This is a genomic window from Stenotrophomonas sp. SXG-1 (genome assembly GCF_014083965.1).
Classification (GTDB): domain Bacteria; phylum Pseudomonadota; class Gammaproteobacteria; order Xanthomonadales; family Xanthomonadaceae; genus Stenotrophomonas; species Stenotrophomonas geniculata.
The window spans coordinates 1,891,837-1,915,301 of the sequence record NZ_CP046588.1 but is presented as its reverse complement, the minus strand read 5'-3'; the positions used below and the strand labels follow the sequence as shown (position 1 = coordinate 1,915,301).

Below are 23,465 nucleotides of genomic sequence, written 5' to 3'. Positions count from 1 at the left end.
GGCGACTCCTTCAAATATTGCAGGTAATGATGAGCTCTTCGAATTGCTTTCGACTTGCGCCGTCAGCTGAGATTTGCGAAAACCGGCTTGCCGAGCGCGTCAGGAAATCCCAGCTTTCGTAAAGCGAGCGGACAGAGTGATGATTGGCATTGGTGGCCACGACCTTCGCCCCGCGCGCAGCCGCGCGCTTGAGCGCCCTCGCCAATCGCTCCTGATCAGCCCAGGAAAATAGGATTTCGTTATATTTTATAAAACCATTGAGGTTATGCCGCACGGTGTATGGCGGATCCGCAAAAACAAGATCATCCTCACCGGCCTCATCGATGATTCTTTCGAAATCCCCCACCCGAAGATCGGCCGTGGCTAGCAAGGCGGCCATCGACTTGAAGTCGTCGGTGTCCATCAGGACGCTATCCTTACTGCCACGCGGCACATTGAACTCGCCCTGGCGGTTGACACGGTAGATACCGTTAAAGCAGGTCCTGTTGAGATAGATCATCCTCGACGCCTGCTGCACCAATGTTTTGGGCGCTCGTCCACGGACGGCATAATAATAGCTATCGTCTGCATCGTGATAGCGCTGATGGTAGGCCAAGCTCTTCTTAAGACCAATCCAATGCTCTTTGATGGCCCTATACGCAGCGATCACTTCGGGGTTCACATCATTGAGCACCGCACGCTGCGGGCGCAGGTGGAAGTAGACGGCTCCGCCGCCCAGAAAGGGTTCGAAATACCGGTTATAGGTAGCAGGAAATAAGCCTCCATGATGCCGGACAAACCAGCGCTTACCTCCAGCCCATTTCAGGAATGGACTGAGCGCTTCCGTGGCGCAATCTACTGGCTCCATGTTCCCCAATTCGCTCCCTATAGCCACGGACTCCAAGCCCGCCAGGCAAATCTAGCAGGAATTCATGTCTCGCAACACGCCCGATCATTACTTCCGAGCAATTGCGTCGACCCAGAGGCTCAATGCGTCACCCAAGCCTTCCCTACAGGCATGGCACGAAAGGTAGACCCCGTGGATTCCTAGGTCCATGCCCCACTGTAATCGGAATCACCGCAAAACTGCACGTCCCAACACACTTCAGCCGCCGCTCTTCCTACTCGCGCACATCCCGGAGCAAACAGCAGAAAGACGGACTTCAACACCTTGCTTTGATACCTGCGCCCCTCTATGTGCGCTTGAATGAATTTTTGAAACTAGCGATCGCCAGAAATCAATCTAGCGATCGCCCACCCGCGGCTAAAATTCAACAGTTTGAACTAGAGCCGGGCACTCCAATGTTTCACTAAGGGCGCCGGGAACTCACTCCCACTCAATAGTAGCCGGCGGCTTCCCCGAGATGTCATAAACCACCCGTGACACCCCCCGCAACTCATTGATGATCCGGTTGCTCACCGTCCCGAGGAACTCATACGGCAGATGCGCCCAGTGCGCGGTCATGAAGTCAATCGTCTCCACGGCCCGCAGCGCAATCACCCACTCATAAGCCCGCGCATCGCCCACCACGCCCACCGACTTCACCGGCAGGAACACGGCAAACGCCTGGCTGGTCTTGTCGTACAGATCCGCCTTGCGCAGCTCGTCGATGAAGATGGCATCGGCCTTGGCCAGCAGTTCGGCGTATTCACGCTTCACTTCGCCCAGGATACGCACGCCCAGGCCCGGGCCCGGGAACGGATGGCGGTAGACCATGGTGCGCGGCAGGCCCAGTTCAACGCCCAGGCGGCGCACTTCGTCCTTGAACAGCTCGCGCAGCGGCTCCACCAGGCCCAGCTTCATGTGCTCCGGCAGGCCGCCGACGTTGTGGTGGCTCTTGATCACATGCGCCTTGCCGGTCTTGCTGCCGGCCGACTCGATCACGTCCGGGTAGATGGTGCCCTGCGCCAGCCACTTGGCGTTCTTCAGCTTGTTCGACTCTTCGTCGAAGATCTCAACGAACAGGTTGCCGATGATCTTGCGCTTGGCTTCCGGGTCGCTCACGCCTTCCAGCGCGGCGAAGTAACGGTCGGCGGCATTCACGCGTACCACCTTCACGCCCATGTGCTCGGCGAACATCGCCATCACCTGGTCGCCTTCCTGCCAGCGCAGCAGGCCGGTATCCACAAACACGCAGGTCAGCTTGTCGCCGATGGCCTTGTGCAGCAGCGCGGCCACGACGGACGAATCGACGCCGCCGGACAGGCCCAGGATCACTTCGTCATCGCCCACCTGTTCGCGCACGCGGGCGATCTGGTCGTCGATGATGTTGGCGGCGGTCCACAGGGTCTGGCAGCCGCACACGTCCACCACGAAGCGGCGCAGCAGCGCCTGGCCCTGCAGGGTGTGGGTCACTTCCGGGTGGAACTGCACGCCGTACCAGCGCTTTTCTTCGTTGGCCATGGCGGCCACCGGAATGCGGTCGGTGGTGGCGGTGATGGTGAAGCCCGGCGGTGCAACGGAGACATGGTCGCCGTGGCTCATCCAGACATTCAGCTTCGGCTCGCCGCCGTGGTCGCTCAGGCCCTTGAACAGTGCATCCGGGTTGATCACGTTCACTTCGGCGTGGCCGAACTCGCGCTGGTCAGCGGCTTCGGTGGCACCGCCCAGCTGCGCAGCCAGGGTCTGCATGCCGTAGCAGATGCCGAAGATCGGCAGGCCGCTGTCGAACACTTCCTGCGGTGCGGCCGGGGCGCCCGGCAGCGTGGTCGATTCCGGGCCACCGGACAGGATGATGCCCTTGGCGCCAAACGCGGCGATCTCGGCCGGGTTGTGGTCCCACGCCCAGATTTCGCAGTAGACGCCCAGCTCGCGGATGCGGCGGGCGATCAGCTGCGTGTACTGCGCGCCGAAATCGAGGATGAGGATCTTGTCGTTATGGATGTTGGTCATGGTGCCGTTCCAGTGGTGTTTTTCGCAGCGCCCGGCGCTTCAAGGCTCTGCGTCAGCGTGGCGATGAACGCCTCGCGTTGTTGAATATGTGAGGGGTCTTCCTCGTCCCAGCGCAGCATCAGCAGGCCGTGCGGTGCGTTGGGGTTGGCGCGGTCGGCGCGCGGCAGCTCGGCGATTTCCTGCACTTCGGTGCCGGGCACGATGCGCCGTTGCAGCGTGTGCATCGGGTAACCGGAATCCACGGCGTTGCCCCAGAACGCGGACTGCACGCTCATCCGCTTCGGCTCCAGCGGCCCCAGCTCGGCGGTGACCACAGGATCTTCAAGCCTGTCACCCAGATCGGTAACGCACCGCAGGACGACCTGCAGCGGGCGCTCGCCGGTGCCTTTCAGCAGCCAGCGCTGCTCGCCTGCGGCCTGCACCTGCCAGCCCTTCGGCAGCGAGAACGCGTTCTGGCACGCCTGCACGTCCTTCACTTGCGAAACCGCCGCGCCCGGAGACCCGGAGCGCGGCGGCGGTTCGGACAACGAACAGCCTGCCATCAGCAGGCTGCCCGTAATCGCAAGAGCAGTTCGCAAGCGCATCAGGCGCGGTAGTTCGGCGGCTCTTTGGTGATGGTCACGTCGTGGACGTGGCTCTCACGCTGGCCGGCGCCGCTGATCTTCACGAACTTGGGCTTGCTGCGCATGTCTTCGATGGTGGCGCAGCCCACGTAGCCCATGGTGGCGCGCAGGCCGCCCATCAGCTGGTGGATGATGCCGCCCACCGGGCCGCGGTACGGCACGCGGCCTTCGATGCCTTCCGGCACCAGCTTGTCGGCGGTGGCGGCGTCCTGGAAGTAGCGGTCCTTCGACCCCTTCTCCATGGCAGCCAGCGAACCCATGCCGCGGTAGCTCTTGTACGAACGGCCCTGATACAGCTCGGTCTCGCCCGGCGATTCCTCGGTACCGGCCAGCAGGCCACCGACCATGATGGTCGAGGCACCGGCGGCCAGCGCCTTGCCGATGTCGCCCGAGTAGCGGATGCCACCGTCGGCGATCAGCGGGATGCGGTCCTGCAGCGCTTCGGCCACCAGGTCGATTGCGGTGACCTGCGGCACGCCGACGCCGGCGACGACGCGGGTGGTGCAGATCGAGCCCGGGCCGATGCCGACCTTCACTGCGTCCGCGCCGCTGTCCAGCAGCGCCAGTGCGGCTTCGCCGGTGCAGATGTTGCCACCGATGACCTGCACGTTCGGGAAGTTCTTCTTGACCCAGCTGACGCGGTCCAGCACGCCCTGCGAGTGGCCGTGCGCGGTATCAACCACGATCACGTCCACGCCGGCGGCGACCAGCGCTTCCACGCGGCGATCGGTATCGCCCCCCACGCCGACGGCAGCGCCGACCAGCAGGCGGGTCGACAGGTCCTTGGCAGCGTTCGGGAAGTCGGTGTTCTTCTGGATGTCCTTGACGGTGATCAGGCCACGCAGTTCGAACGAGTCATTGACGACCAGCACCTTTTCGATGCGGTTGCGGTGCAGCAGCTGCAGCACTTCATCAGACGCGGCGCCTTCCTTGACCGTGATCAGGCGATCCTTCTTGGTCATGATGTGGCGGACCGGATCGTCCAGCTCGGTCTCGAAGCGCATGTCGCGATGGGTCACGATGCCGGCCAGCTGGCCGTCGCTGCCCACCACCGGCACGCCGGAGATGTTGTGCGCCTGGGTCAGGGCCAGCACGTCGCGGATGGTGGTTTCCGGGCCGACGGTGATCGGGTCGCGGATGACACCGGCCTCGAACTTCTTGACCTTGGCCACTTCCGCGGCCTGCTGTTCCAGGCTGAGATTCTTGTGGATGATGCCCATGCCGCCGAGCTGGGCCATGGCGATGGCCAGGCGGGCTTCGGTGACGGTATCCATCGCGGCGGACAGGATCGGAAGCTTCAGCTTCAGGTCTCGGGTCAACCGCGTTTCGAGGTTGACGTCCTTGGGCAGGATGGTCGAGTGGGCGGGGACGAGCGAGACGTCGTCGTAAGTGAGTGCTTCAGCCTGGATGCGCAGCATCGGCATACCCGAGATGTGGGGAAGCGCGACATTTTACCCTGTTTTCGCGCCGCGTGGCAGGGGGTAGATGCGACGCAGTGTCGCGCGGGCGGTGATTGGTTCAGGGGGGTTTGGGTGGGTGCCAACCTTGGTTGGCACAACCCGTCCGGCACCGGTACCCCAGATGGGCCGATGGCCCCGATGGATGTGTGCCAACCAAGGTTGGCACCTACCAGGAGCGGGTCGGCGGGAATCGCGGGGCATCAATGCAACCCCGGTAGCGCCGGGCCATGCCCGGCGAGCGCAGCGGCGCCGCAAACATCCGCCGGGCATGGCCCGGCGCTACCCTCAGGAGGCTTCCGCCGCTTCCAGGGTGTTCTGCATCAACGTAGCCACGGTCATCGGGCCGACACCGCCCGGCACCGGGGTGATCCAGCTGGCCCGCTGGGCCGCCGCCTCAAACCCAACGTCGCCCACCAGGCGGCCGTCGTCCAACCGGTTGATGCCCACGTCGATCACCACCGCGCCCGGCTTCACCCATTCGCCCGGCACGATGCCCGGGCGGCCCACCGCCACCACCAGGATGTCGGCGTTGCGCACGGCCTGTTCCAGCACGTCCTTGGGGGTGAACTTGTGGCAGCTGGTCACGGTGCAGCCGGCAATCAGCAGCTCCAGTCCCATCGGGCGGCCGACGTGGTTGCTGACGCCCACGATGGTGGCGTTGCGGCCGCGCACCGGCTGGTCGGTGTGGCCCAGCAGCGTGGTGATGCCGCGCGGGGTGCACGGGCGCAGGCCGAATTCGCGCAGGGCCAGGTGGCCGACGTTTTCCGGGTGGAAACCGTCCACGTCCTTGCGCGGGTCGATGCGCTGGATCAGCCGGCGCGCGTCGGGGATGCCCGGCAGCGGCAGCTGGATCAGGATGCCGTTGATCTTCGGATCGGCGTTGAGCTGGTCGATGAGGTCGAGCAGCTCGGCCTCGGTGGTACCGGCCGGCAGATCGTAGTCATGCGCCTCGATGCCGACCTTCTCGGCGGCACGGCGCTTGTTGCGCACGTACACGGTCGAGGCCGGGTCGCCACCGACCAGCACCACGGCCAGGCCCGGACGGCTGCCACCGGCGGCCACGCGGGCGTCGACGCGCACCTTCAGGCTGTCGAGCAGGTCCTCGGCGATACGGCGGCCATCGAGGATGCGGGCAGGATGCGGGGCGGCGGAATCAGTCATCGGGAGCAGGCGTGGGGCGGCGGGGACGCTATTGTCCCTGATTCAGGCCCCCTCGCCCACCGCCAATCCGGGCGGCCGCTGCGCTCGCCGGGCATGGCCCGGCGCTACCCCACCCGTGCGCACCACGGTAGCGCCGGGCCACGCCCGGCGAGCGCGGTGCGCGGCACCTCATTCTTCCTCTTCCGGCACATCCTGCGGATTGAGCGTCTTGCTCTCCCGCTTCGGCGCGGTGAACGGCGTTGGCGTCGGTACGCCCTGCGGGCTGTTGCCGTAGATCATCCGCGCGCCGGCATTCAGACCACCACCGGCAATTTCCAGCTCGAAGCGCTCGGCATCGCGGCGACGGATCTGCTCGGCAATCTCCACCGCATCGTCTTCGTCCGCACCCAGCTCCACCAGCGCGGCCTGGCCGAACAGCACCGCCGACTCGAACGTCTCGCGGATCTGGAAATCGACACCGGCATGGATCAGCCGCAGCGAATGCTCGCGGTCGAACGAGCGCACCATCAGCTTGGCCTGCGGGAACTCGTGCGCCACCAGTTCAACAATGCGGTCGGCGGCCTCGGCCTTGTCCACGCACACCGCAATCGCACGTGCGGTGGCCGCGCCCGAAGCATGCAGCACATCCAACCGCGTGCCGTCGCCGTAGTAGATCTTGAAGCCGAACCGCGCGGCGCTCTGGATCATCTCCACATCGTTGTCGATGATGGTCACGTCCACGTCGCGCGCCAGCAGCGACTGGCTGGCGACCTGACCGAAGCGGCCGAAGCCGATCAGCAGCACGCTGCCGGACAGGCCATCGGCCTCGTCCACGCCGTCCATGTTCACCGTCGGCTTCGGCGCGATGCGCTTGTAGAGCAGCACCACCAGCGGGGTCAGCGCCATCGACAGCACCACCACCGCGGTGAAGTTGGCATTGATCTCCAGGTTGATCACGCCGGCCGATGCCGCGGCGGAGAACAACACGAAGGCGAACTCGCCGCCCTGCGCCATCAGCACGCCACGGTCCAGCGCCTGCGCGTGGTCGCTGCCCATGATGCGCGCGACCACGTAGATGCACAGCGCCTTGGCCGCCATCAACGCCAGCACCAGGCCAAGGATCAGCTGCCAGTTGCCGGCCACCACGCCCAGGTCCAGCGCCATGCCCACGCTGAGGAAGAACAGGCCGAGCAGGATGCCGCGGAACGGTTCGATGTCCGCTTCGATCTGGTGGCGGAAGGTCGATTCGCTCAACAGCACGCCGGCCAGGAACGCGCCCATCGCCATCGACAGGCCGGACAGCTGCATCAGCAGCGCTGCACCCAGTACCACCAGCAGCGCGGCGGCGGTCATCACCTCGCGCGCCTTCGATTCGGCCAGCACGCGGAACAACGGGTTGAGCAGGAAGCGGCCGACCAGCACCAGGCCGACGATGGCACCCACGCCGATCGCCACCGACAGCCAGCGCGAACCCTCACCATCGGCACTGCCCGCGCTCGGGCCCATCCAGGCTACCAGCGCCAGCAACGGCACGATCAGCAGGTCTTCGAACAGCAGGATGGAGACGATCTTCTGCCCCGACGGCAGCGCGATGTCACCGCGCTCGGCCAGCAGCTGCATCACCACCGCGGTGGAGGTGAGCACGAAGCCGGTGGCGCCGATGAAGGCCACCTGCCACGGCAGGCCGAACAGCTTGGCGATGCTGGTCAGCACCAGCGCACAGGTGACGATCTGCAGCGTGCCCAGCCCGAAGATTTCCTTGCGCAGGCTCCACAGGTGCGAGGGCCGCATTTCCAGGCCGATCACGAACAGGAACATCACCACGCCGAGTTCGGCGGTATGCAGGATGGCCTGCGGGTCGGAGAACCAGCCCAGCCCGAACGGTCCGATCGCCAGGCCAGCGGCGAAGTAGCCCAGCACCGAGCCCAGGCCGGCCCGGCGGAACAAAGGCACCATCACCACCGCCGCGCCCAGCAGGGCGACGACCTTGACCAGCTCGCTGGTCGCTGCTTCTACCGCCATGCGGTGTGTTCCCCAAGATCCAGAATCGGGTTCAACAATAGAGCAATGCCGATGACGGCAATAGCACGCATGTTGCGTCGGATTGTCTTGGAGGTGGAACGATGATGGGAGCGATCCCCAGCATCATCCCGAAACCAGACACATTCATCCACGCATGGCGTGGATCAATCCCCGGCCGGGGTTACCCACCCCGGCAGAACGCGGCGTAATCGATATACCCCGGGAACGGCACACCCGGCGCGCACACCGGGCACTGCGGGTCCGGCCGGATGCCGGTCTCGCGGAAGCGCATGCCCAGCGCATCGAAGCGCAGCAGGCGCCCGACCAGCGGCTCGCCGATGCCGAGCAGCAGCTTCAGCACCTCGGTGGCCTGCAGCACCCCAGCCAAGCCGGGCAACACGCCCAGCACACCGGCCTCGGAACAGTTCGGCGCAAACTCCGGCGGCGGCGGTTCCGGGAACAGGCAGCGGTAGCACGGCGCCACGCCACGCTGGCGGCCGGCATCAAACACGCTTACCTGGCCATCAAAGCGCTCGATGGCGGCATACACCAGCGGCTTGGCGTGCTTGATGCAGGCGTCGTTGAGCAGGTAGCGCAGCGGGAAGTTGTCCGAGCCGTCCAGCACCACGTCCACGCCGTCCAGCAGCGCATCCACGTTCTCGGAGGTGACCCGCTCGGGCACGGCCTCGACCTCGATCGACGGGTTCAGCGCCAGCAGCCGCTCGCGCGCCGAATCGACCTTGAGCTGGCCGACGCTGGCTTCGGTATGCACGATCTGCCGATGCAGGTTGCTGCGCTCCACGCGGTCGTGGTCGGCGAAGCGCAGGTGCCCCACCCCCGCGGCGGCCAGGTAGAAGCCGGCCGGGGCACCCAGCCCGCCCGCGCCCAGCACCAGCACGCGCGACTGCTGCAGCCGGCGCTGGCCGGCCTCGCCCACCTGCGGCAGCAGCAGATGCCGCGAATAGCGATCATAGAAATCACGGTCGGCGGCGCTGGCCAGCGGCTGCACCAGCGGCAGCGACTGCTCACGCCAGGCCACGGTACCGCCCGTCACGGAAGCGACGTTTGTGTAGCCGGCCTCCAGCAGGAACTGCGTGGCATCGGCCGAGCGCTTGCCGCTCTGGCAGATCAGCAGGATCTCCTGGTCGTGCCGCGGCAGATGCGCGGCCGGGGCGGCCTGCAGTTCGCCCTTGGACACGCCGCGCGCGCCCTCGGCCATCCCGCCGGCCCGTTCGTGCGCTTCGCGCACATCGATCAGCACCGCGCCGTGGGCCAGGCGCTCGCACGCCTGCGCGGGGGAAAGCTCTTGGATGCTCATGGCCGCATTATCACGCAGGCCGCTCTACCTTGCCTTGACCAATACCCAGCGCTACCCGGACTACCCGCGCCCGCCGTGCTGTTCCTGAAGAAGACCGATCAGCGCTTTCAGCCCGGGCGGCACATGGCGGTGGCCCGGGTAGTACAGCGAAAGGCCGGGAAATTCAGGACACCAGTCCTCAAGCAACCGCAGCAGGCGGCCATCAGCCAACGGTTCCAGTGCCAGATGCTCGGGAACGAAGGCGATGCCGATCCCTTCAATGGCCGCGTCGACCATCAACGGCTGGTCCGTCAGCGTGATCGGCCCGGAGACGTTCACCCGCTCGGTAGTGCCCTGGTGCTCGAACTCCCACCGGTAGATCGCCCCACTTTCAAAGCGGAAACGGATGCAGTCGTGCTGATGCAGATCCAGCGGCCGCAGTGGACGGCCACGCGCCTGCAGATACGCCGGCGAGGCCACCGCCGCGAAGCGCATCGGGGCGGTCACCGCTATCGCGACCATGTCCTGGGGCACGGCTTCGGTCAGGCGGATACCCGCATCGAACCCCTCCGAAACGATATCGCCCAACCGGCCGTCACTGACGATGTCCAGATGGACCTGCGGGTACTGGCGCAGGAACCGCGCAAGCACCGGCTTCAGCACGAGCCGTATGGCGCCCTCACTGGCGTTGATGCGGACCGTGCCACGCGGCGTGCCGGCTTCAGTGTCCACGGACTGCAGGGCCTCCTCGATCGAGGCCATGGCCGGCCGCAGTTTTTCCGCCAGGCGCTCCCCGGCATCGGTCAGCGAGACGCTGCGCGTGGTGCGATTGAACAGGCGCGCACCCAGCCGCTGCTCGAGCGCCTTGATCGCATGGCTGATCGCCGACGGCGTGATGTTCAGCTCTGCCGCCGCGCTGCGGAAGCTCCGATGCGCCGCCACCGCCAGGAACGCGGTGAAGGCGGTCAGATCCCCTCCGCTCGTTTGTTGAATTTGGCTCACCATATCGTGAAATATTGAAGCGATTGTCTTGATAGTCAACCGATTCTACGCTCCGAGTAGTCCGCGGGCACCCGCCCTCGGCGCTCACCCACCGGGACAGGATCAAGACGATGAAGACGATGAAAGCGGTTGTGATGACCGGGCCGAATGCGCCGTGGCAGGTCCAGGACGTGCCGATGCCCGTGATCGAACCGGGCCAGGTGCTGGTCAAGGTCCACGCATCGGGCATGTGCTACACGGACGTGTGGGCAACCCAGGGTTATGGCGGCGACATCTACCCGCAGACACCGGGGCATGAAGTAGTCGGAGAAGTGGTGGAGGTGGGCGCCGGCGTGCACTCGCGCCGGGTGGGCGATCGCGTGGGCACCACGTGGGTCCAGTCGTCCTGTGGGCGTTGCCCCTACTGCCGCGAGAACCGCCCCTTGTCCGGACAGACGGCAATGAACTGCGATGCACCCCGCACCACCGGCTTCGCCGCGCAGGGCGGCCATGCCCAGTACATCGCGATCTCCGCCGAAGGCACGGTGCTGCTGCCTGACGGACTCTCCTACGTGGATGCGGCGCCGATGATGTGTGCCGGCTACACGACCTGGAGCGGGCTGCGCGATGCGGCGCCCCAGCCACGGGAGAAGATCGCGGTACTGGGCATCGGCGGACTGGGCCATGTCGCCCTGCAGCTGTCCAAGGCCTGCGGCTTCGAGACCATCGCCATCACCCATTCCGCAGACAAGCATGCGCTCGCCCAGCAGCTGGGCGCCGACAAGGTCGTGGCCAATGGCAAGGAGTTGAAGGCCATCGGCGGCGCCGACGTGCTGCTGGTGACCACCAATGAATTCAGCTCGGCCGAAGAAGCGATGACCGGCCTGCGTGTCGACGGGCGCGTTGTGCTGTGCGGCCTGGACTTCAGCCAGCCGTTCTCGATCTCGTCCGAAGGCGTGCCGTTCCACATGATGCGCCAGCGCGTGATCGGCGCCACCCATGGTGGCCAGCACTACCTCAGCGAAGTGCTGCAGCTTGCCGCCGCCGGCAAGGTGAAGCCGATGGTCGAGACCTTTGATCTGGACCAGGCGACCGAGGCGTATGACCGCCTGTCGTCAGGAAGGATGAGGTTCCGTGGCGTGCTGTTGCCGTGGGGCCGCGCCTGAGCAAGGCGGCCACCCATGCACCACAACAAAAAAGGCGGCCCTCAGGCCGCCTTCTCGTGCATCACTTGCCCTTGACGTGCTTCATCAAGCGCCGCTTGGCCTTGACCTGCCGCTCGGTGAGGACGTTCTTCTTGCCCTCGTACGGGTTGGTACCCTCGCGGAAGATGAAGCTCACCGGCGTGCCGATCAGCTTGAAGCGCTTGCGGAAGAAGTTCTCCAGGTAGCGCTTGTAGGATTCCTGCAGCTCCTTCAGGCGGGTGCCGTGCACGATGAATGTCGGCGGATTGGAGCCGGCCGGGTGCACGTAGCGCAGCTTGGAGACGTGGCCGCGGATGGTCGGCGGCGGGTTGGTCTCGTAGGCTACTTCCAGCGCCTTGTTCACTTCGCTGGTGGTGAAGGTCTTGTTCGCCGATTCGTGCGCGCGGTGCACCGCACGGAACAGCTCACGCAGGCCCGAGCCGTGCTTGGCCGAGATGCGCACCGATTCAGCCCACGGCACGAAGCCCAGCTTCAGCGACAGCATGGTTTCGGCCTGCTCGCGCTGGTACTCGGTCAGGCCGTCCCACTTGTTGATGGCGATCACCAGCGCGCGGCCGGCATCGAGCACGGCGCCGAGCACGGTGGCATCCTGGTCGGTCACACCTTCGGTGGCGTCGAGCATCAGCACGGCCACCTGGCACTGCTCGATCGACTGCATGGTCTTGACCACCGAGAACTTCTCGACGACCTCGTCCACGCGCGAACGACGACGCAGGCCGGCGGTATCGATCAGGCGGTATTCGCGGCCGTCACGCTCCAGGTCCACCGCGATCGAGTCGCGGGTAGTGCCCGGCACGTCGGAGGCGATCATGCGCTCCTCGCCGAGAATGCGGTTGACCAGCGTCGACTTGCCCACGTTCGGACGGCCGACGAAGGCGATGCGGATGCGGTTCGGATCGTTGTCCAGCTCTTCGCCGCTGCCTTCTTCCGGCAGGCGCTGGACCACTTCGTCCAGCAAGTCGTCCAGGCCCTGGCGGTGCGCAGCCGACACGGTCAGCATCTCGCCGAAACCGTAACGGGCGAACTCCGAACGCACGGTGTCCTCGTCGGTGCCGTCGATCTTGTTGATCAGAAGCAGCGTCGGGCGCGACAGCTTGCGCAGCCAGGCCAGGATCTCGTCGTCCATCGCCGACGTACCCTCACGGGCGTCAACCACGAACAGGATCAGGTCGGCTTCCGCCGCAGCGGCGCGGGCCTGGCGGGTGGTAGCCCCTGCCAGACCCTCTTCCTCTTCCGCGATACCGCCGGTATCCACGACGAGGAAATGGTTGTCCTCGTCGAGGCGGCAGACGCCGTAGTTGCGGTCGCGGGTGACGCCGGGCTGGTCATGGACCAGCGCGTCACGGGTGCGCGTAAGCGCATTGAAAATAGTCGACTTGCCGACATTCGGCCGTCCAACCAGGGCGACCAAAGGCAGCATCGCGATTACTCCAATTTTTAATTTGCCAACCGGAAGGCGGTCAGCTTGCCATCAACGTTCTGCACCAGCAGCACCCCGTCTGCGACGACCGGCTGGGCCAGCAGGGCGTCGCCGCCACTTTTCGCCCGTGCCGCCATCGCACCATCGGAGGTCTGCAACCAGTGCACGTATCCCTTGTAGTCGCCGACCACGACGTAGTCGCCGTGCAGTGCCGGACCGGTCAGCGAGCGACGGGCCAGTGCGGTCTGCGACCACATCGCTGCGCCGCTGGCCTTGTCCAGGCCGAACACGCCGCCCTTGTTGTCGGTGACGAACACATTGCCAGACGAGACCGCCACACCACCGGCACCGCCATGGTCGCGCGCCCACAGCGGGCGACCGGTCGGGCCTTCGATGGCCATCGTCTGGTTCTTGAAGCTGCTCACGAACAGGGTGTTGCCATCCAGCACCGGCGCGCCGTCGACATCAGCCATGCGCTCCAGCTCGGTACGGCCTTCACCGTTGCCCACGTTCTGTTCCCACAGGGTGCGGCCATCCTGCTGGGCCAGGGCGGCAACCGCGCCCTCGTCCTTGCCGATGAACAGCACGCCCGGGCCGGTCACCACCGGCGCGTTGCCACGCACGGTCAGTGCCGGCAGCTCGCTCGGGTTGAACCACTTCTGGGTGCCGTTGCCGGCATCGAACGCGGTGATGCGGCCGTCATTGCTGCGCACGTAGACTGCGCCCTGAGCGATGGCCGGCGCGGCGATGACTTCACCCGGAACACGGGCGCGCCACTTCTCGCTGCCGTCGTTGATGTCCAGGGCGATGACCTGGCCATCCAGCGTGCCGATCACGACCAGGTTCTCACCGACACCCGGGCCACCGGACAGGCGCAGCTTGGCCTTCTTCTTTTCCTTCTTCGGCTCCCAGGTCCAGACCTTCTTGCCGGTCTGCAGGTCGATGGCGTGCACGCCACCGGTGATCGCCGCAGCGAACACGTGGCCGTTGGCCACCGCCGGGCCCTGGCGCACGCCGATGCGGCGCTCGCCCTTGCCGAGGTTGACCGACCAGGCCTTGTTGACCTTCAGGGTCGGCTCGAACTTGACCAGCTCAGCCGGTTCCTGTGCCTTCTTCGCGGCCGCGTCCTTGCCGGCGAACCAGCCTTTCACGGTGCTGCAGCCGCTCAGGGCCATGCCCATCAGGAGCACGGTGGCGACGCGGGTGATCATGACCTTCTGACTCATCAAACCGACTCCGCAGGGGCGGCAACGGTGCCGCCGGCGTCCATAACCTTGGTTTCCAGCAGGCGCCGCTGCGGCGCTGCCACGTCCAGCGACTTCAGCGCTTTCTCGTACTGGCTCCGGGCGTCATCGCGCTTGCCCTGCGCCATCAGCGCGTCGCCATGGATTTCCAGGCTGCTGCTGTCAGTGGCGCTGCCCAGCAGCTTGATCGCCTCGTCACTCTTGCCGGTGGCCACCAGCAGGCGGGCCACACGCTGGTCGACCACGCGCTGCAGGTCACCTTCGACCTTCACGCCGCGCAGGGTGGCCAGGGCTTCTTCGTTCTTGCCGGCGTCGACCTGGGCCTTGGCCAGCTGCAGCGCCGCGAGGTCGCCGTAGATGCTGGACGGGCCGGCTTCGAGCGCCTTGACCGCCTTGGCGGCGTCGTCGAGCTTGTTCTGCTGCAGGCCAACGAGCGCCTTCTGGTACTCGACATTGGCCGAGGCCAGCTTGCCGCCCTGATCCTTCTGGTACCACTGCCAGCCGGCAATGGCACCGATGGCGATGACCACGCCACCGAGGATGCTGGCACCATTCTTCCGCAGCCAGCTGCGGACGCGTTCACTTTGTTCGTGCTCGTCGAGCAGATCGTCGATCGCCATGCGTACTCTCGCCCCGCCCATCGGGAGGGACCATTGGAATTAATCGAAGGTGGTGAAACCGCGCCTCAGTGCGAAACCGGGACTACGGAGCCTTCAGAGGATACCTGAAAGCGCGCCACGTTGGCTCGCTGGTAGGGGGTCAGATCGACGATAGCGCCGTTCTGCTGAACCTGGACCGCCGAGGCGTTGCCCAGGGTCACCCGGGTCACCTGGCCCGGCGTGAAGCTGCGGCTTTCGCCGGACTTGATCAGCGCCTTCTCGACGGTAGCGCCGTCCGGGCCGCCGATATCGACCCAGCTGTCGCCGCTGAACTGCATGTCCAGCGTGTTGGCGGCAGCCGCTGGCGCCGGGGCTGAACGCGGCACCGGGGCCAGCGAGGCCACGTACGGGGTGGCGGCCGGCTTGCTGGCCGGGGCGCTCGCCACTTCAGCCGGCGCCGAGGGCTCGACACCCGCAGCGGACGGGGTTACCGGCACGGCGGCCGGGATGGCATCCAGCGAGGCGGTATTCGGCGACGGGGTGGCACTGCCATCGAAATGGCCACGGGTGGCGAACCACACCGGCACCGCCAGCACCGCGGTGATGCCGACATACAGCACGCGACGGCCGAGATTCTCGGCAATGCGGCGCGCACGCGGGGTATGGGTATGGCTGACCAGGGTGGGCGGAACCACCGGGCCGACCTGGGCCTGCTCCAGCAGCTCTCCGACGTCCACATCCAGAAGCCGCGCGTAGCTGCGCAGCTGGCCGCGCACGAACACCGGCGCGCCAAGCTTCTGCCATTGTTCTTCTTCCAGCGACCTGACCACCTGGACCGGCATGCGCAGGCGCGAGCCGACATCTTCGAGGGTCAGTCCGGCCGCCTCGCGGGCCTGGCGCAGGCGGCTGCCGCAGCCGGCCGCAGTCTCGAGAGCGCTCACAGTCTGGTCATCAATCACAATGCATCAACCCTGGAGTTAGGAGCCCGCTTCCTGCGGAAATTCCTTTCGAATCCGCTGAATATAGCGATCAGATGCCGCCCGATCACCCAGCCGCGCTTCGATTTGAGACGCAAGTTGTAACACGGAACGCGTTGCGGGTGCAGCCGCAATCCTACGTTCGGCGAAGGCCCGGGCCTCCATGTAGCGGCCCTGGCGGAAGCTGAGCTGGGCCATCGCTTCCAGCGCGACCGGGTTTCCCGGCAGCGTCGACAGCGCCGCGCGAAGGTCGCGCTCGGCACGTTCAAGCTGGCCAGCGTCCAGGGCACAGCCCCCGGCATTGGCCTGGGCCTCGGCCGGTGTGGCGTAGCCCGGCGCCTGCAGCGCACGATCGAACCAGGCCAGCGACTCGGCCGGCCGGCCCTGCTGGCACAGCCACGCGCCGTAATTGTTGAGGACGTCCCCGCGCTGCGGCGCCCGTTCGGCAGCCCTGCGGAAGCTTTCGCCGGCCTGCTGGGTACGGCCACGGCGCTCGTCGATGCCGGCCATCAGCACCAGCGCATCAGGCGATTCGGGTGCCAGCTTCAGCGCCTCGCGCGCCTTGCGTTCGGCCGCATCCAGGTTGCCGACCTGCATGTCGCGCGCGGCCAGTGCCAGCAGGTCCTGCAGGCGCACCTGACGCCGCACGTTGTCCGGATCGCGGACCGAGTAGACCGGCGCTTCGCTGGGGCCCAGCCTGGCCTTGGGTTGGGATTTGCAGCCGCCGACCGCAACGGCCAGCACGCCTGCGAGCAGAACCAGCCAGAGGCGGTCAGGCCGCGGCATCGCTCCCCTTCCCCGCTTGCAGCGTCTTGTTGAACTCCGCCTGGCGGCGGGTGCGGTCCATCACCTGGCCCTTGAGCTGGCCACAGGCGGCATCGATGTCGTCGCCACGGGTGCGGCGGACCATGGTCAGCACGTTGCTGTCGAGCAGGATCTTCTGGAAGGCGCGGATGTGCGCCTCTTCCGAACGCTCGTAGCGGGTACCCGGGAACGGGTTGAACGGAATCAGGTTGACCTTGCCCGAATCCTTGGCCTGCACCGCGTTGTCGAACTGGCGCATCAGGCGGGCCAGCTCGCGGGCATGTTCGGGCTTGTCGTTGATGCCCTTCATCAGGGTGTATTCGAAGGTGACCGATTCGCGGCGCTTGTTGGCGCGCAGGTAGCGTGCGCACGAGGCCATCAGCTCGGCGATCGGGTACTTCTTGTTGAGCGGCACCAGGGTTTCGCGCAGCGCATCGTTCGGCGCATGCAGCGACACCGCCAGCGACACGTCGCTTTCGGCAGACAGGCGGTCGATCTGCGGCACCAGGCCGGAGGTCGACAGGGTCACGCGCTTGTTGGCCAGGCCGTAGCCCAGATCGTCGCGCATCACGCTCATGGCGCGCACGACGTTGTCGAAATTCATCAGTGGCTCGCCCATGCCCATCATCACCACGTTGGTGAGGCGGCGCATCTGGTGCGGCACGTTGCCCAGGTGGCGTGCGGCAACCCACACCTGGCCGATGATCTCGGCGGTGGTCAGGTTGCGGTTGAAGCCCTGGGTGGCGGTGGAGCAGAACGTGCAGTTCAGGCCGCAACCGACCTGCGACGACACGCACAGCGTGCCGCGGGTCTTGTCCGGGATGTACACGGTCTCGATGGCGTTCTTGCCATCCACGCCCATCGCCAGCAGCCACTTGTGGGTGCCGTCGGCGGAGGGCTTGTCGAACACGATGTTCGGAACCAGTACCTCGGCATGGGCCTGCAGCTTGGCGCGCAGGACCTTGCCGAGGTCGGTCATTTCATCGAAGTCGGTGACGTAGCGATGGTGGATCCACTTCATCACCTGGTGGGCACGGAACTTCTTTTCGCCAAGCACCTCGACGAAAAACTTCTCCAGGCCCGCGCGATCGAGGTCGAGCAGGTTCTGCTTGCCAGCCGTGGGTGCCGACTTCGGCAGCGGCTGGATGGCGGGGGACTGTACGACCTCGTTCACGGCATTACTCTCAGCGCGAGACGACTTCGGTGGCGGCGAAGAAGTAGGCGATTTCAATCGCGGCATTCTCGACCGAGTCCGAGCCGTGGGCGGCGTTGGCATCGATGGATTCGGCGAAGTCGGCGCGGATGGTGCCCGCAGCGGCTTCCTTCGGGTTGGTGGCGCCCAGCAGGTCGCGGTGGGCCAAGACGGCGTTCTCGCCTTCCAGGGCCTGGATCATCACCGGGCCGGAGATCATGAACTCGACCAGCGCGTTGAAGAACGGACGCTCGCGGTGCACGGCGTAGAAGCCTTCGGCTTCACGGCGCGACAGCTGCTTGTACTTGGCGGCCACGACCTTCAGGCCGGCCTTCTCGAAGCGGGCGTAGATTTCGCCGATGACGTTCTTGGCAACGGCGTCCGGCTTGATGATCGAAAGGGTGCGCTCCAGCGCCATGGGATGTCTCCAATGGAATCGGGCCGCTGATGGCCCGAAGGGTAACATGAAAAAAACCCGCGTCGGGACGCGGGCTTAGCCTGATAAACGTAGGCGAATTGTAAAAGATAACGTGGCCGGGTGGTAGAGGGCCTTGTGGCCCTGTAGTAGCGCCGAGCCCATGCTCGGCTGGCCTTTGGGCCGAAGAGCAGCCGAGCGCGGGCTCGGCCCTACAGGTTCAGGTCCACCCATTCACCCACCTGAGTGAAATCTGACCGAGCCCGCCGATTTTGCTGCACTGCAAAATGCCATACGGTACCGTCTGGTTCTAGTATCAAACAATCGTTTGATTAAGGTCCGCCCATCGATGGCCAAGCCCGCCCACTTCTCGACCAAGGACCGGATCCTCGGCGCGGCCGAGGAGCTGTTCGCCCAGCACGGCTTCGCCGGCACCTCGCTGCGGCAGGTGACCAGCCAGGCCGACGTCAACATCGCCGCGGTCAACTACCACTTCGGTTCCAAGGAAAACCTGGTCAACGAGGTCTTCCGCCGCCGCATGGACGAGATGACCGGTGCCCGCCTGTCGCAGCTGGAGCGGGCCCGCAGCGAACACCCCGGTGAACTGCGCCCGGTGCTGGCCGCCTTCGTCGAACCGGCGCTGGCGCTGGCCCAGGACCGCCAGAACGGCGGCGCCTTCGTGCGCGTGATCGCCCGCGCCTATGCCGAGAAGAACGACAACCTGCGCAAGTTCCTGTCTGACCACTACGGCCACGTGCTGCGTGCGTTCGGCAAGGCCATCGGCGAGTGCGTGCCCGGCCTGAGCAAGGAAGAGCTGTACTGGCGCCTGGACTTCCTGGCCGGCTCGCTCACCTATGCCATGGCCGACTTCGGGCTGATCAAGCGTCCCGCCGGTGTCACCGAAGCGGCGCATCGTGCCCATGCCGCCCACGAACTGATCCATTTCGCCGAAGCCGGGTTCCGCGCCGCCGCACGCGCCAGCGCCCTGCCCGCTTCCCTTTGATTCCACCCAGTAACTGCTGACCAACAAAGGCCCTACACCATGTCCAATTCCCTGCTAGTCCGCCGCGCCGCCGTGCTGGGTGCCGGCGTCATGGGTGCCCAGATCGCCGCCCACCTCACCAGCGCTGGCGTCGACACCGTGCTGTTCGACCTGCCTGCCAAGGAAGGTCCGGCCGACGGCATCGTGCTGAAGGCGATCGCCAACCTGGGCAAGCTGAGCCCGGCGCCGCTGGCCAGCAAGTCGCTGGCCGAAGCCATCACCCCGGCCAACTATGAGTCGGGCCTGGAGCAGCTGAAGGACTGCGACCTGATCATCGAGGCCATTGCCGAGCGCATGGACTGGAAGCAGGACCTGTACAAGAAGATCGCGCCGTTTGTGGCCGACCACGCGGTGCTGGCCTCCAACACCTCGGGCCTGGGCATCAACAAGCTGGCCGACGTGCTGCCCGAGCAGCTGCGTCACCGCTTCTGCGGCGTGCACTTCTTCAACCCGCCGCGCTACATGCACCTGGCCGAGCTGATCCCGGCCACCACCACCGACGCCGCCGTGCTGGAAGGCCTGGAAGCCTTCCTGGTCACCACCCTGGGCAAGGGCGTGGTGTACGCAAAGGACACCCCGAACTTCATCGGCAACCGCATCGGCGTGTTCTCGATCCTGTCCACCATCCACCACACCCAGCAGTTCGGCCTGGGCTTCGATGAAGTGGACGGCCTGACCGGCCCGCTGGTCGGTCGCCCGAAGTCAGCGACCTATCGCACCTCCGACGTGGTCGGCCTGGACACCATGGCGCACGTCATCAAGACCATGGGCGACACCCTGCCGAGCGACCCGTGGCACGAGTTCTTCAAGTCGCCGAAGTGGCTGGACGCGCTGATTTCCAAGGGCGCGCTGGGCCAGAAGACCGGCGCCGGCATCTTCCGCAAGGTCGGCAAGGACATCGTGGTGCTGGACCTGGAGAAGCAGGACTATCGTCCGGCTGATCGCGCTGCCGCGCCGGAAGTGGTCGAGATCCTGAAGATCAAAAACCCGGCCGAGAAGTTCGCCAAGCTGCGCGAAAGCCAGCATCCGCAGGCGCAGTTCCTGTGGGCGACCTTCCGCGACCTGTTCCACTACAGCGCCTACCACTTGGCCGACATCGCCGAGACCGCGCGCGACGTGGACCTGGCCATCCGCTGGGGCTACGGCTGGTCGCTGGGCCCGTTCGAAACCTGGCAGGCCGCCGGCTGGAAGCAGGTCGCACAGTGGATCGCCGATGACATCGTGGCCGGCAAGAGCATGAGCAACGCCCCGCTGCCGGACTGGGTGTTCGATGGCCGCGACGGCGTGCATGCCGCCGAAGGCAGCTACAGCCCGTCGCGCAATGCCAAGCTGCCGCGCTCGTCGCTGCCGGTGTACCAGCGCCAGCGCTTCCCCGATCCGCTGCTGGGCGAGACGTTCGCGCCGGGCGAGACCGTGTTCGAGAACGACGGCCTGCGCATGTGGCACGACGGTGATGGCATCGCCGTGGTCAGCTTCAAGACCAAGATGAACACCGTGTCCGACCAGGTGCTGGACGGCCTGCAGGAATGCGTCAGCCGCGCCGAGAAGGACTTCCAGGGCCTGGTGATCTGGCAGCAGAAGGAGCCCTTCTCTGCCGGTGCCGATCTGGCCGGTGCACTGGGCCTGCTGCAGGCCGGCAAGGTCGACCAGTTCGAAGAAATGGTTGCCAACTTCCAGCGCACCAGCCAGCGCATCAAGTACTCGCTGGTGCCGGTGGTTGCCGCCGTGCGTGGCCTGGCGCTGGGTGGTGGCTGCGAGTTCCAGATGCACAGCGCCAAGACCGTGGCATTCCTGGAAAGCTACATCGGCCTGGTCGAGGCCGGCGTCGGCCTGCTGCCGGCCGGTGGTGGCCTGAAGGAACTGGCCGTGCGCGCCTCGCAGGCCGCAGGCCCGGGCGGTGACGTGTTCGCCGAACTGAAGAAGACCTTCGAGACCGTGGCGATGGCCAAGGTGTCCAACTCCGCGGTCAACGCCAAGGAACTGGGCCTGCTGCGCAGCACCGACAAGGTGGTGTTCAACAGCTACGAAGCGCTGCACATCGCCAAGGCCGAAGCGCGCGCCCTGGCCGAAGCGGGCTACCGTCCGCCGCTGCCGGCACGCCGCATCCAGGTGGCCGGTGACGTGGGTATCGCCACCTTCAAGATGATGCTGGTCAACATGCTGGAAGGCCGCTTCATCAGCCCGTACGACTACGAGATCGCCGAGCGCATCGCCACCGTGCTGTGCGGCGGCAAGGTCGACCGCGGCACCCTGGTGGACGAAGAGTGGCTGCTGACCCTGGAGCGCAAGCACTTCGTCGAACTGGCCCAGCAGGAGAAGACCCAGGCCCGCATCGCGCACATGCTGAAGACCGGCAAGCCGCTGCGTAACTGATCGCCATCCCTGCTTTTGGTGGGTGCCCACCTTGGTGGGCACTCCCTCTGCCCCGGTGGGTGCCGACCGTTGGTCGGCACTCCGGCTAAAAAAAACGAGAGATCACTGCAATGACCAAGCAAATCCAGGACGCCTACATCGTCGCCGCCACCCGTACTCCGGTCGGCAAGGCGCCCAAGGGCATGTTCCGCAACACCCGCCCCGACGACATGCTCGCGCACGTGCTGCGCAGCGTCGTCGCGCAGGCCCCGGGCGTGGACGTCAACCGCATCGATGACGCGATCATCGGCTGCGCGATGCCGGAAGCCGAGCAGGGCATGAACGTCGCCCGCATCGGCGTGCTGCTGGCCGGCCTGCCGAACACCATCGCCGCACAGACCGTGAACCGCTTCTGCTCCTCCGGCCTGCAGGCCGTGGCGCAGGCTGCCGACGCGATCCGCCTGGGCAACGCCGACCTGATGCTGGCCGGTGGCACCGAGTCGATGTCAATGGTGCCGATGATGGGCAACAAGATCGCCATGGCACCGAGCGTGTTCGACAACGACCACGTGGCCATCGCCTACGGCATGGGCATCACCGCCGAGAAGGTGGCCGAAGAGTGGAAGGTCTCGCGCGAAGACCAGGACGCCTTCGCCCTCGCCTCGCACCAGAAGGCCATGGCGGCGATCCAGAACGGCGAGTTCAAGGACGAGATCAGCCCGTACGAGATCGTCTCGCACCTGCCGGACCTGGCCGATGGCCAGCGCATCATCACCCGCAACAAGATCGCCGACACCGACGAAGGCCCGCGCCCGGACTCCTCCGCCGAAGGCCTGGCCAAGCTGCGCCCGGTGTTCCGCAACGGCCAGTTCGGCGGCACCGTCACCGCCGGCAACTCCTCGCAGATGAGCGATGGCGCCGGTGCCGTGCTGCTGGCCTCGGAGCAGGCGATCAAGGATTACGGCCTGACCCCGCTGGCCCGTTTCGTCAGTTTCTCGGTGGCCGGCGTGCGTCCGGAAGTGATGGGCATCGGCCCGATCGCCGCGATCCCGAAGGCACTGAAGCAGGCGGGCCTGACCCAGGACCAGCTGGACTGGATTGAACTGAACGAAGCGTTCGCCGCGCAGTCGCTGGCGGTGATCCGCGATTGCGGCCTGGACCCGAGCAAGGTCAACCCGCTGGGCGGCGCGATCGCCCTGGGCCACCCGCTGGGTGCAACCGGCGCGATCCGTACCGCAACCCTGCTGCACGGCCTGCGTCGTCGCCAGCAGAAGTACGGCATGGTGACGATGTGCATCGGCACCGGCATGGGCGCGGCGGGTATTTTCGAAGCGCTGTAAGGTTCAAAGCGTTGCCGGCTGATTGTTGGTTGGCTGTGGGGCCCGGGTGGGTGAGGCTGCCCGGGACACGCCGTAAACCCGTCCCTGGGGGCTTGGCAGCGGCTTGCTAGCGTGCGCAATCCTGCGCACGCAGCAAGGCCGGGGTTGGGCGTCCTGCCCAACCCGCCAGGCGCATGCGCCTGGCCCATGCCGCTGACAGTCCCGGTCAGCCTCACCCACCCGCGCCACCCAACATTCCGCGCGGCGGAGGGATGAGCAAAGGCAGGGTCAAAGGCCGGGGTCAGAGCCCTTTGCTGCGCAAAGGGATCTGACCCCAACAATCAAAAAAGGCAGCCATAGGCTGCCTTTTTTGATTGTGCTTCTGCCTTTGATTCCGCCCTTCCCGTCCGCGCCCGCAGGAAACCTGCCAGGCGGGACGGGTGGGCCGTTGCAGGACCGTTGGCGCCATGGATGGCGCCATCGAGCCCCCATGGACGGGTT

At 66.0% G+C, this 23,465-nt stretch carries 19 protein-coding genes; 4 read left to right on the top strand and 15 right to left on the bottom strand.

Annotated elements, in window-relative coordinates; translation table 11 throughout:
* Positions 1–10 precede the first annotated feature (10 nt).
* The 8 genes from GOC52_RS08855 to GOC52_RS08820 form a co-directional block, all read right to left on the bottom strand.
* Positions 11–847, bottom strand: a complete 837-nt coding sequence (locus tag GOC52_RS08855) for a DNA adenine methylase (RefSeq protein ID WP_191851159.1) — start codon at positions 845–847, stop codon at positions 11–13.
* Positions 848–1,306: 459 nt separating this feature from the next.
* Entirely contained in the window at positions 1,307–2,872 is a 1,566-nt protein-coding gene (gene guaA, locus GOC52_RS08850) for a glutamine-hydrolyzing GMP synthase (RefSeq protein ID WP_136639453.1), read from the bottom strand.
* Entirely contained in the window at positions 2,869–3,348 is a 480-nt protein-coding gene (locus GOC52_RS08845; RefSeq protein ID WP_191851426.1) for a hypothetical protein, read from the bottom strand. Before GOC52_RS08845 ends, guaA begins: the two co-directional genes overlap by 4 nt.
* 107 nt (positions 3,349–3,455) lie before the next feature.
* Positions 3,456–4,913: an IMP dehydrogenase gene (guaB, locus tag GOC52_RS08840; RefSeq protein WP_005416248.1), complete on the bottom strand. Its 1,458-nt coding sequence runs from the start codon at positions 4,911–4,913 to the stop codon at positions 3,456–3,458.
* 327 nt (positions 4,914–5,240) lie between these two features.
* Positions 5,241–6,116 carry a bifunctional methylenetetrahydrofolate dehydrogenase/methenyltetrahydrofolate cyclohydrolase FolD gene (folD, locus tag GOC52_RS08835; RefSeq protein WP_111098732.1) on the bottom strand — a complete coding sequence of 292 codons (876 nt, stop codon included), beginning with the start codon at positions 6,114–6,116 and terminating at the stop codon, positions 5,241–5,243.
* A 168-nt stretch (positions 6,117–6,284) separates the two neighbouring features.
* The gene (locus tag GOC52_RS08830; RefSeq protein ID WP_191851157.1) at positions 6,285–8,117 is read right to left on the bottom strand and encodes a monovalent cation:proton antiporter-2 (CPA2) family protein; all 1,833 of its coding nucleotides are present in this window, start codon (positions 8,115–8,117) and stop codon (positions 6,285–6,287) included.
* Between the two features lie 181 nt (positions 8,118–8,298).
* The gene (gene moeB / locus GOC52_RS08825; RefSeq protein ID WP_191851154.1) at positions 8,299–9,435 is read right to left on the bottom strand and encodes a molybdopterin-synthase adenylyltransferase MoeB; all 1,137 of its coding nucleotides are present in this window, start codon (positions 9,433–9,435) and stop codon (positions 8,299–8,301) included.
* A gap of 60 nt (positions 9,436–9,495) precedes the next feature.
* On the bottom strand, positions 9,496–10,407 hold the full coding sequence (locus GOC52_RS08820) for a LysR family transcriptional regulator (RefSeq protein WP_312660241.1): 912 nt from the start codon (positions 10,405–10,407) through the stop codon (positions 9,496–9,498).
* A gap of 119 nt (positions 10,408–10,526) precedes the next feature.
* Here GOC52_RS08820 and GOC52_RS08815 point away from each other — a divergent pair, with 119 nt between their 5' ends.
* A complete protein-coding gene (locus tag GOC52_RS08815) occupies positions 10,527–11,561 on the top strand; it encodes an alcohol dehydrogenase catalytic domain-containing protein (RefSeq protein ID WP_191851152.1) in 1,035 nt (344 codons plus the stop codon).
* Between the two features lie 61 nt (positions 11,562–11,622).
* Here the strand turns inward: GOC52_RS08815 and der are convergent, their stop codons facing one another.
* The 7 genes from der to ndk all read right to left on the bottom strand — a co-directional run bounded on the left by der (position 11,623) and on the right by ndk (position 18,254).
* Positions 11,623–13,020, bottom strand: coding sequence for a ribosome biogenesis GTPase Der (gene der, locus GOC52_RS08810; RefSeq protein ID WP_010484595.1), 1,398 nt, complete (start codon positions 13,018–13,020; stop codon positions 11,623–11,625).
* 17 nt (positions 13,021–13,037) lie between these two features.
* Entirely contained in the window at positions 13,038–14,246 is a 1,209-nt protein-coding gene (bamB, locus tag GOC52_RS08805) for an outer membrane protein assembly factor BamB (RefSeq protein WP_109813875.1), read from the bottom strand.
* Positions 14,246–14,884 (bottom strand): YfgM family protein, encoded by a 639-nt coding sequence (locus GOC52_RS08800; protein WP_019338409.1) that lies wholly within the window; start codon positions 14,882–14,884, stop codon positions 14,246–14,248. Before GOC52_RS08800 ends, bamB begins: the two co-directional genes overlap by 1 nt.
* 65 nt (positions 14,885–14,949) lie before the next feature.
* The gene (locus GOC52_RS08795) at positions 14,950–15,822 is read right to left on the bottom strand and encodes a RodZ domain-containing protein (RefSeq protein WP_019338408.1); all 873 of its coding nucleotides are present in this window, start codon (positions 15,820–15,822) and stop codon (positions 14,950–14,952) included.
* An 18-nt stretch (positions 15,823–15,840) separates the two neighbouring features.
* Positions 15,841–16,626, bottom strand: a complete 786-nt coding sequence (pilW, locus tag GOC52_RS08790; RefSeq protein WP_049410941.1) for a type IV pilus biogenesis/stability protein PilW — start codon at positions 16,624–16,626, stop codon at positions 15,841–15,843.
* Positions 16,613–17,818 carry a 23S rRNA (adenine(2503)-C(2))-methyltransferase RlmN gene (gene rlmN / locus GOC52_RS08785; RefSeq protein ID WP_005409296.1) on the bottom strand — a complete coding sequence of 402 codons (1,206 nt, stop codon included), beginning with the start codon at positions 17,816–17,818 and terminating at the stop codon, positions 16,613–16,615. The genes pilW and rlmN overlap by 14 nt, the downstream gene beginning before the upstream one ends.
* Before the next feature lie 10 nt (positions 17,819–17,828).
* Complete coding sequence (ndk, locus tag GOC52_RS08780) at positions 17,829–18,254, bottom strand: nucleoside-diphosphate kinase (RefSeq protein WP_008265389.1); 426 nt, start codon at positions 18,252–18,254, stop codon at positions 17,829–17,831.
* A gap of 346 nt (positions 18,255–18,600) precedes the next feature.
* On the opposite strand from ndk, the gene GOC52_RS08775 reads away from it, so the two are divergent.
* From GOC52_RS08775 to GOC52_RS08765, 3 genes are all read left to right on the top strand, one after another.
* A complete protein-coding gene (locus GOC52_RS08775; RefSeq protein ID WP_019338406.1) occupies positions 18,601–19,254 on the top strand; it encodes a TetR/AcrR family transcriptional regulator in 654 nt (217 codons plus the stop codon).
* A gap of 39 nt (positions 19,255–19,293) precedes the next feature.
* A complete protein-coding gene (locus GOC52_RS08770; protein ID WP_191851150.1) occupies positions 19,294–21,666 on the top strand; it encodes a 3-hydroxyacyl-CoA dehydrogenase/enoyl-CoA hydratase family protein in 2,373 nt (790 codons plus the stop codon).
* A gap of 110 nt (positions 21,667–21,776) precedes the next feature.
* Entirely contained in the window at positions 21,777–22,985 is a 1,209-nt protein-coding gene (locus GOC52_RS08765; RefSeq protein ID WP_005409292.1) for an acetyl-CoA C-acyltransferase, read from the top strand.
* The last annotated feature ends 480 nt before the right edge of the window (positions 22,986–23,465 follow it).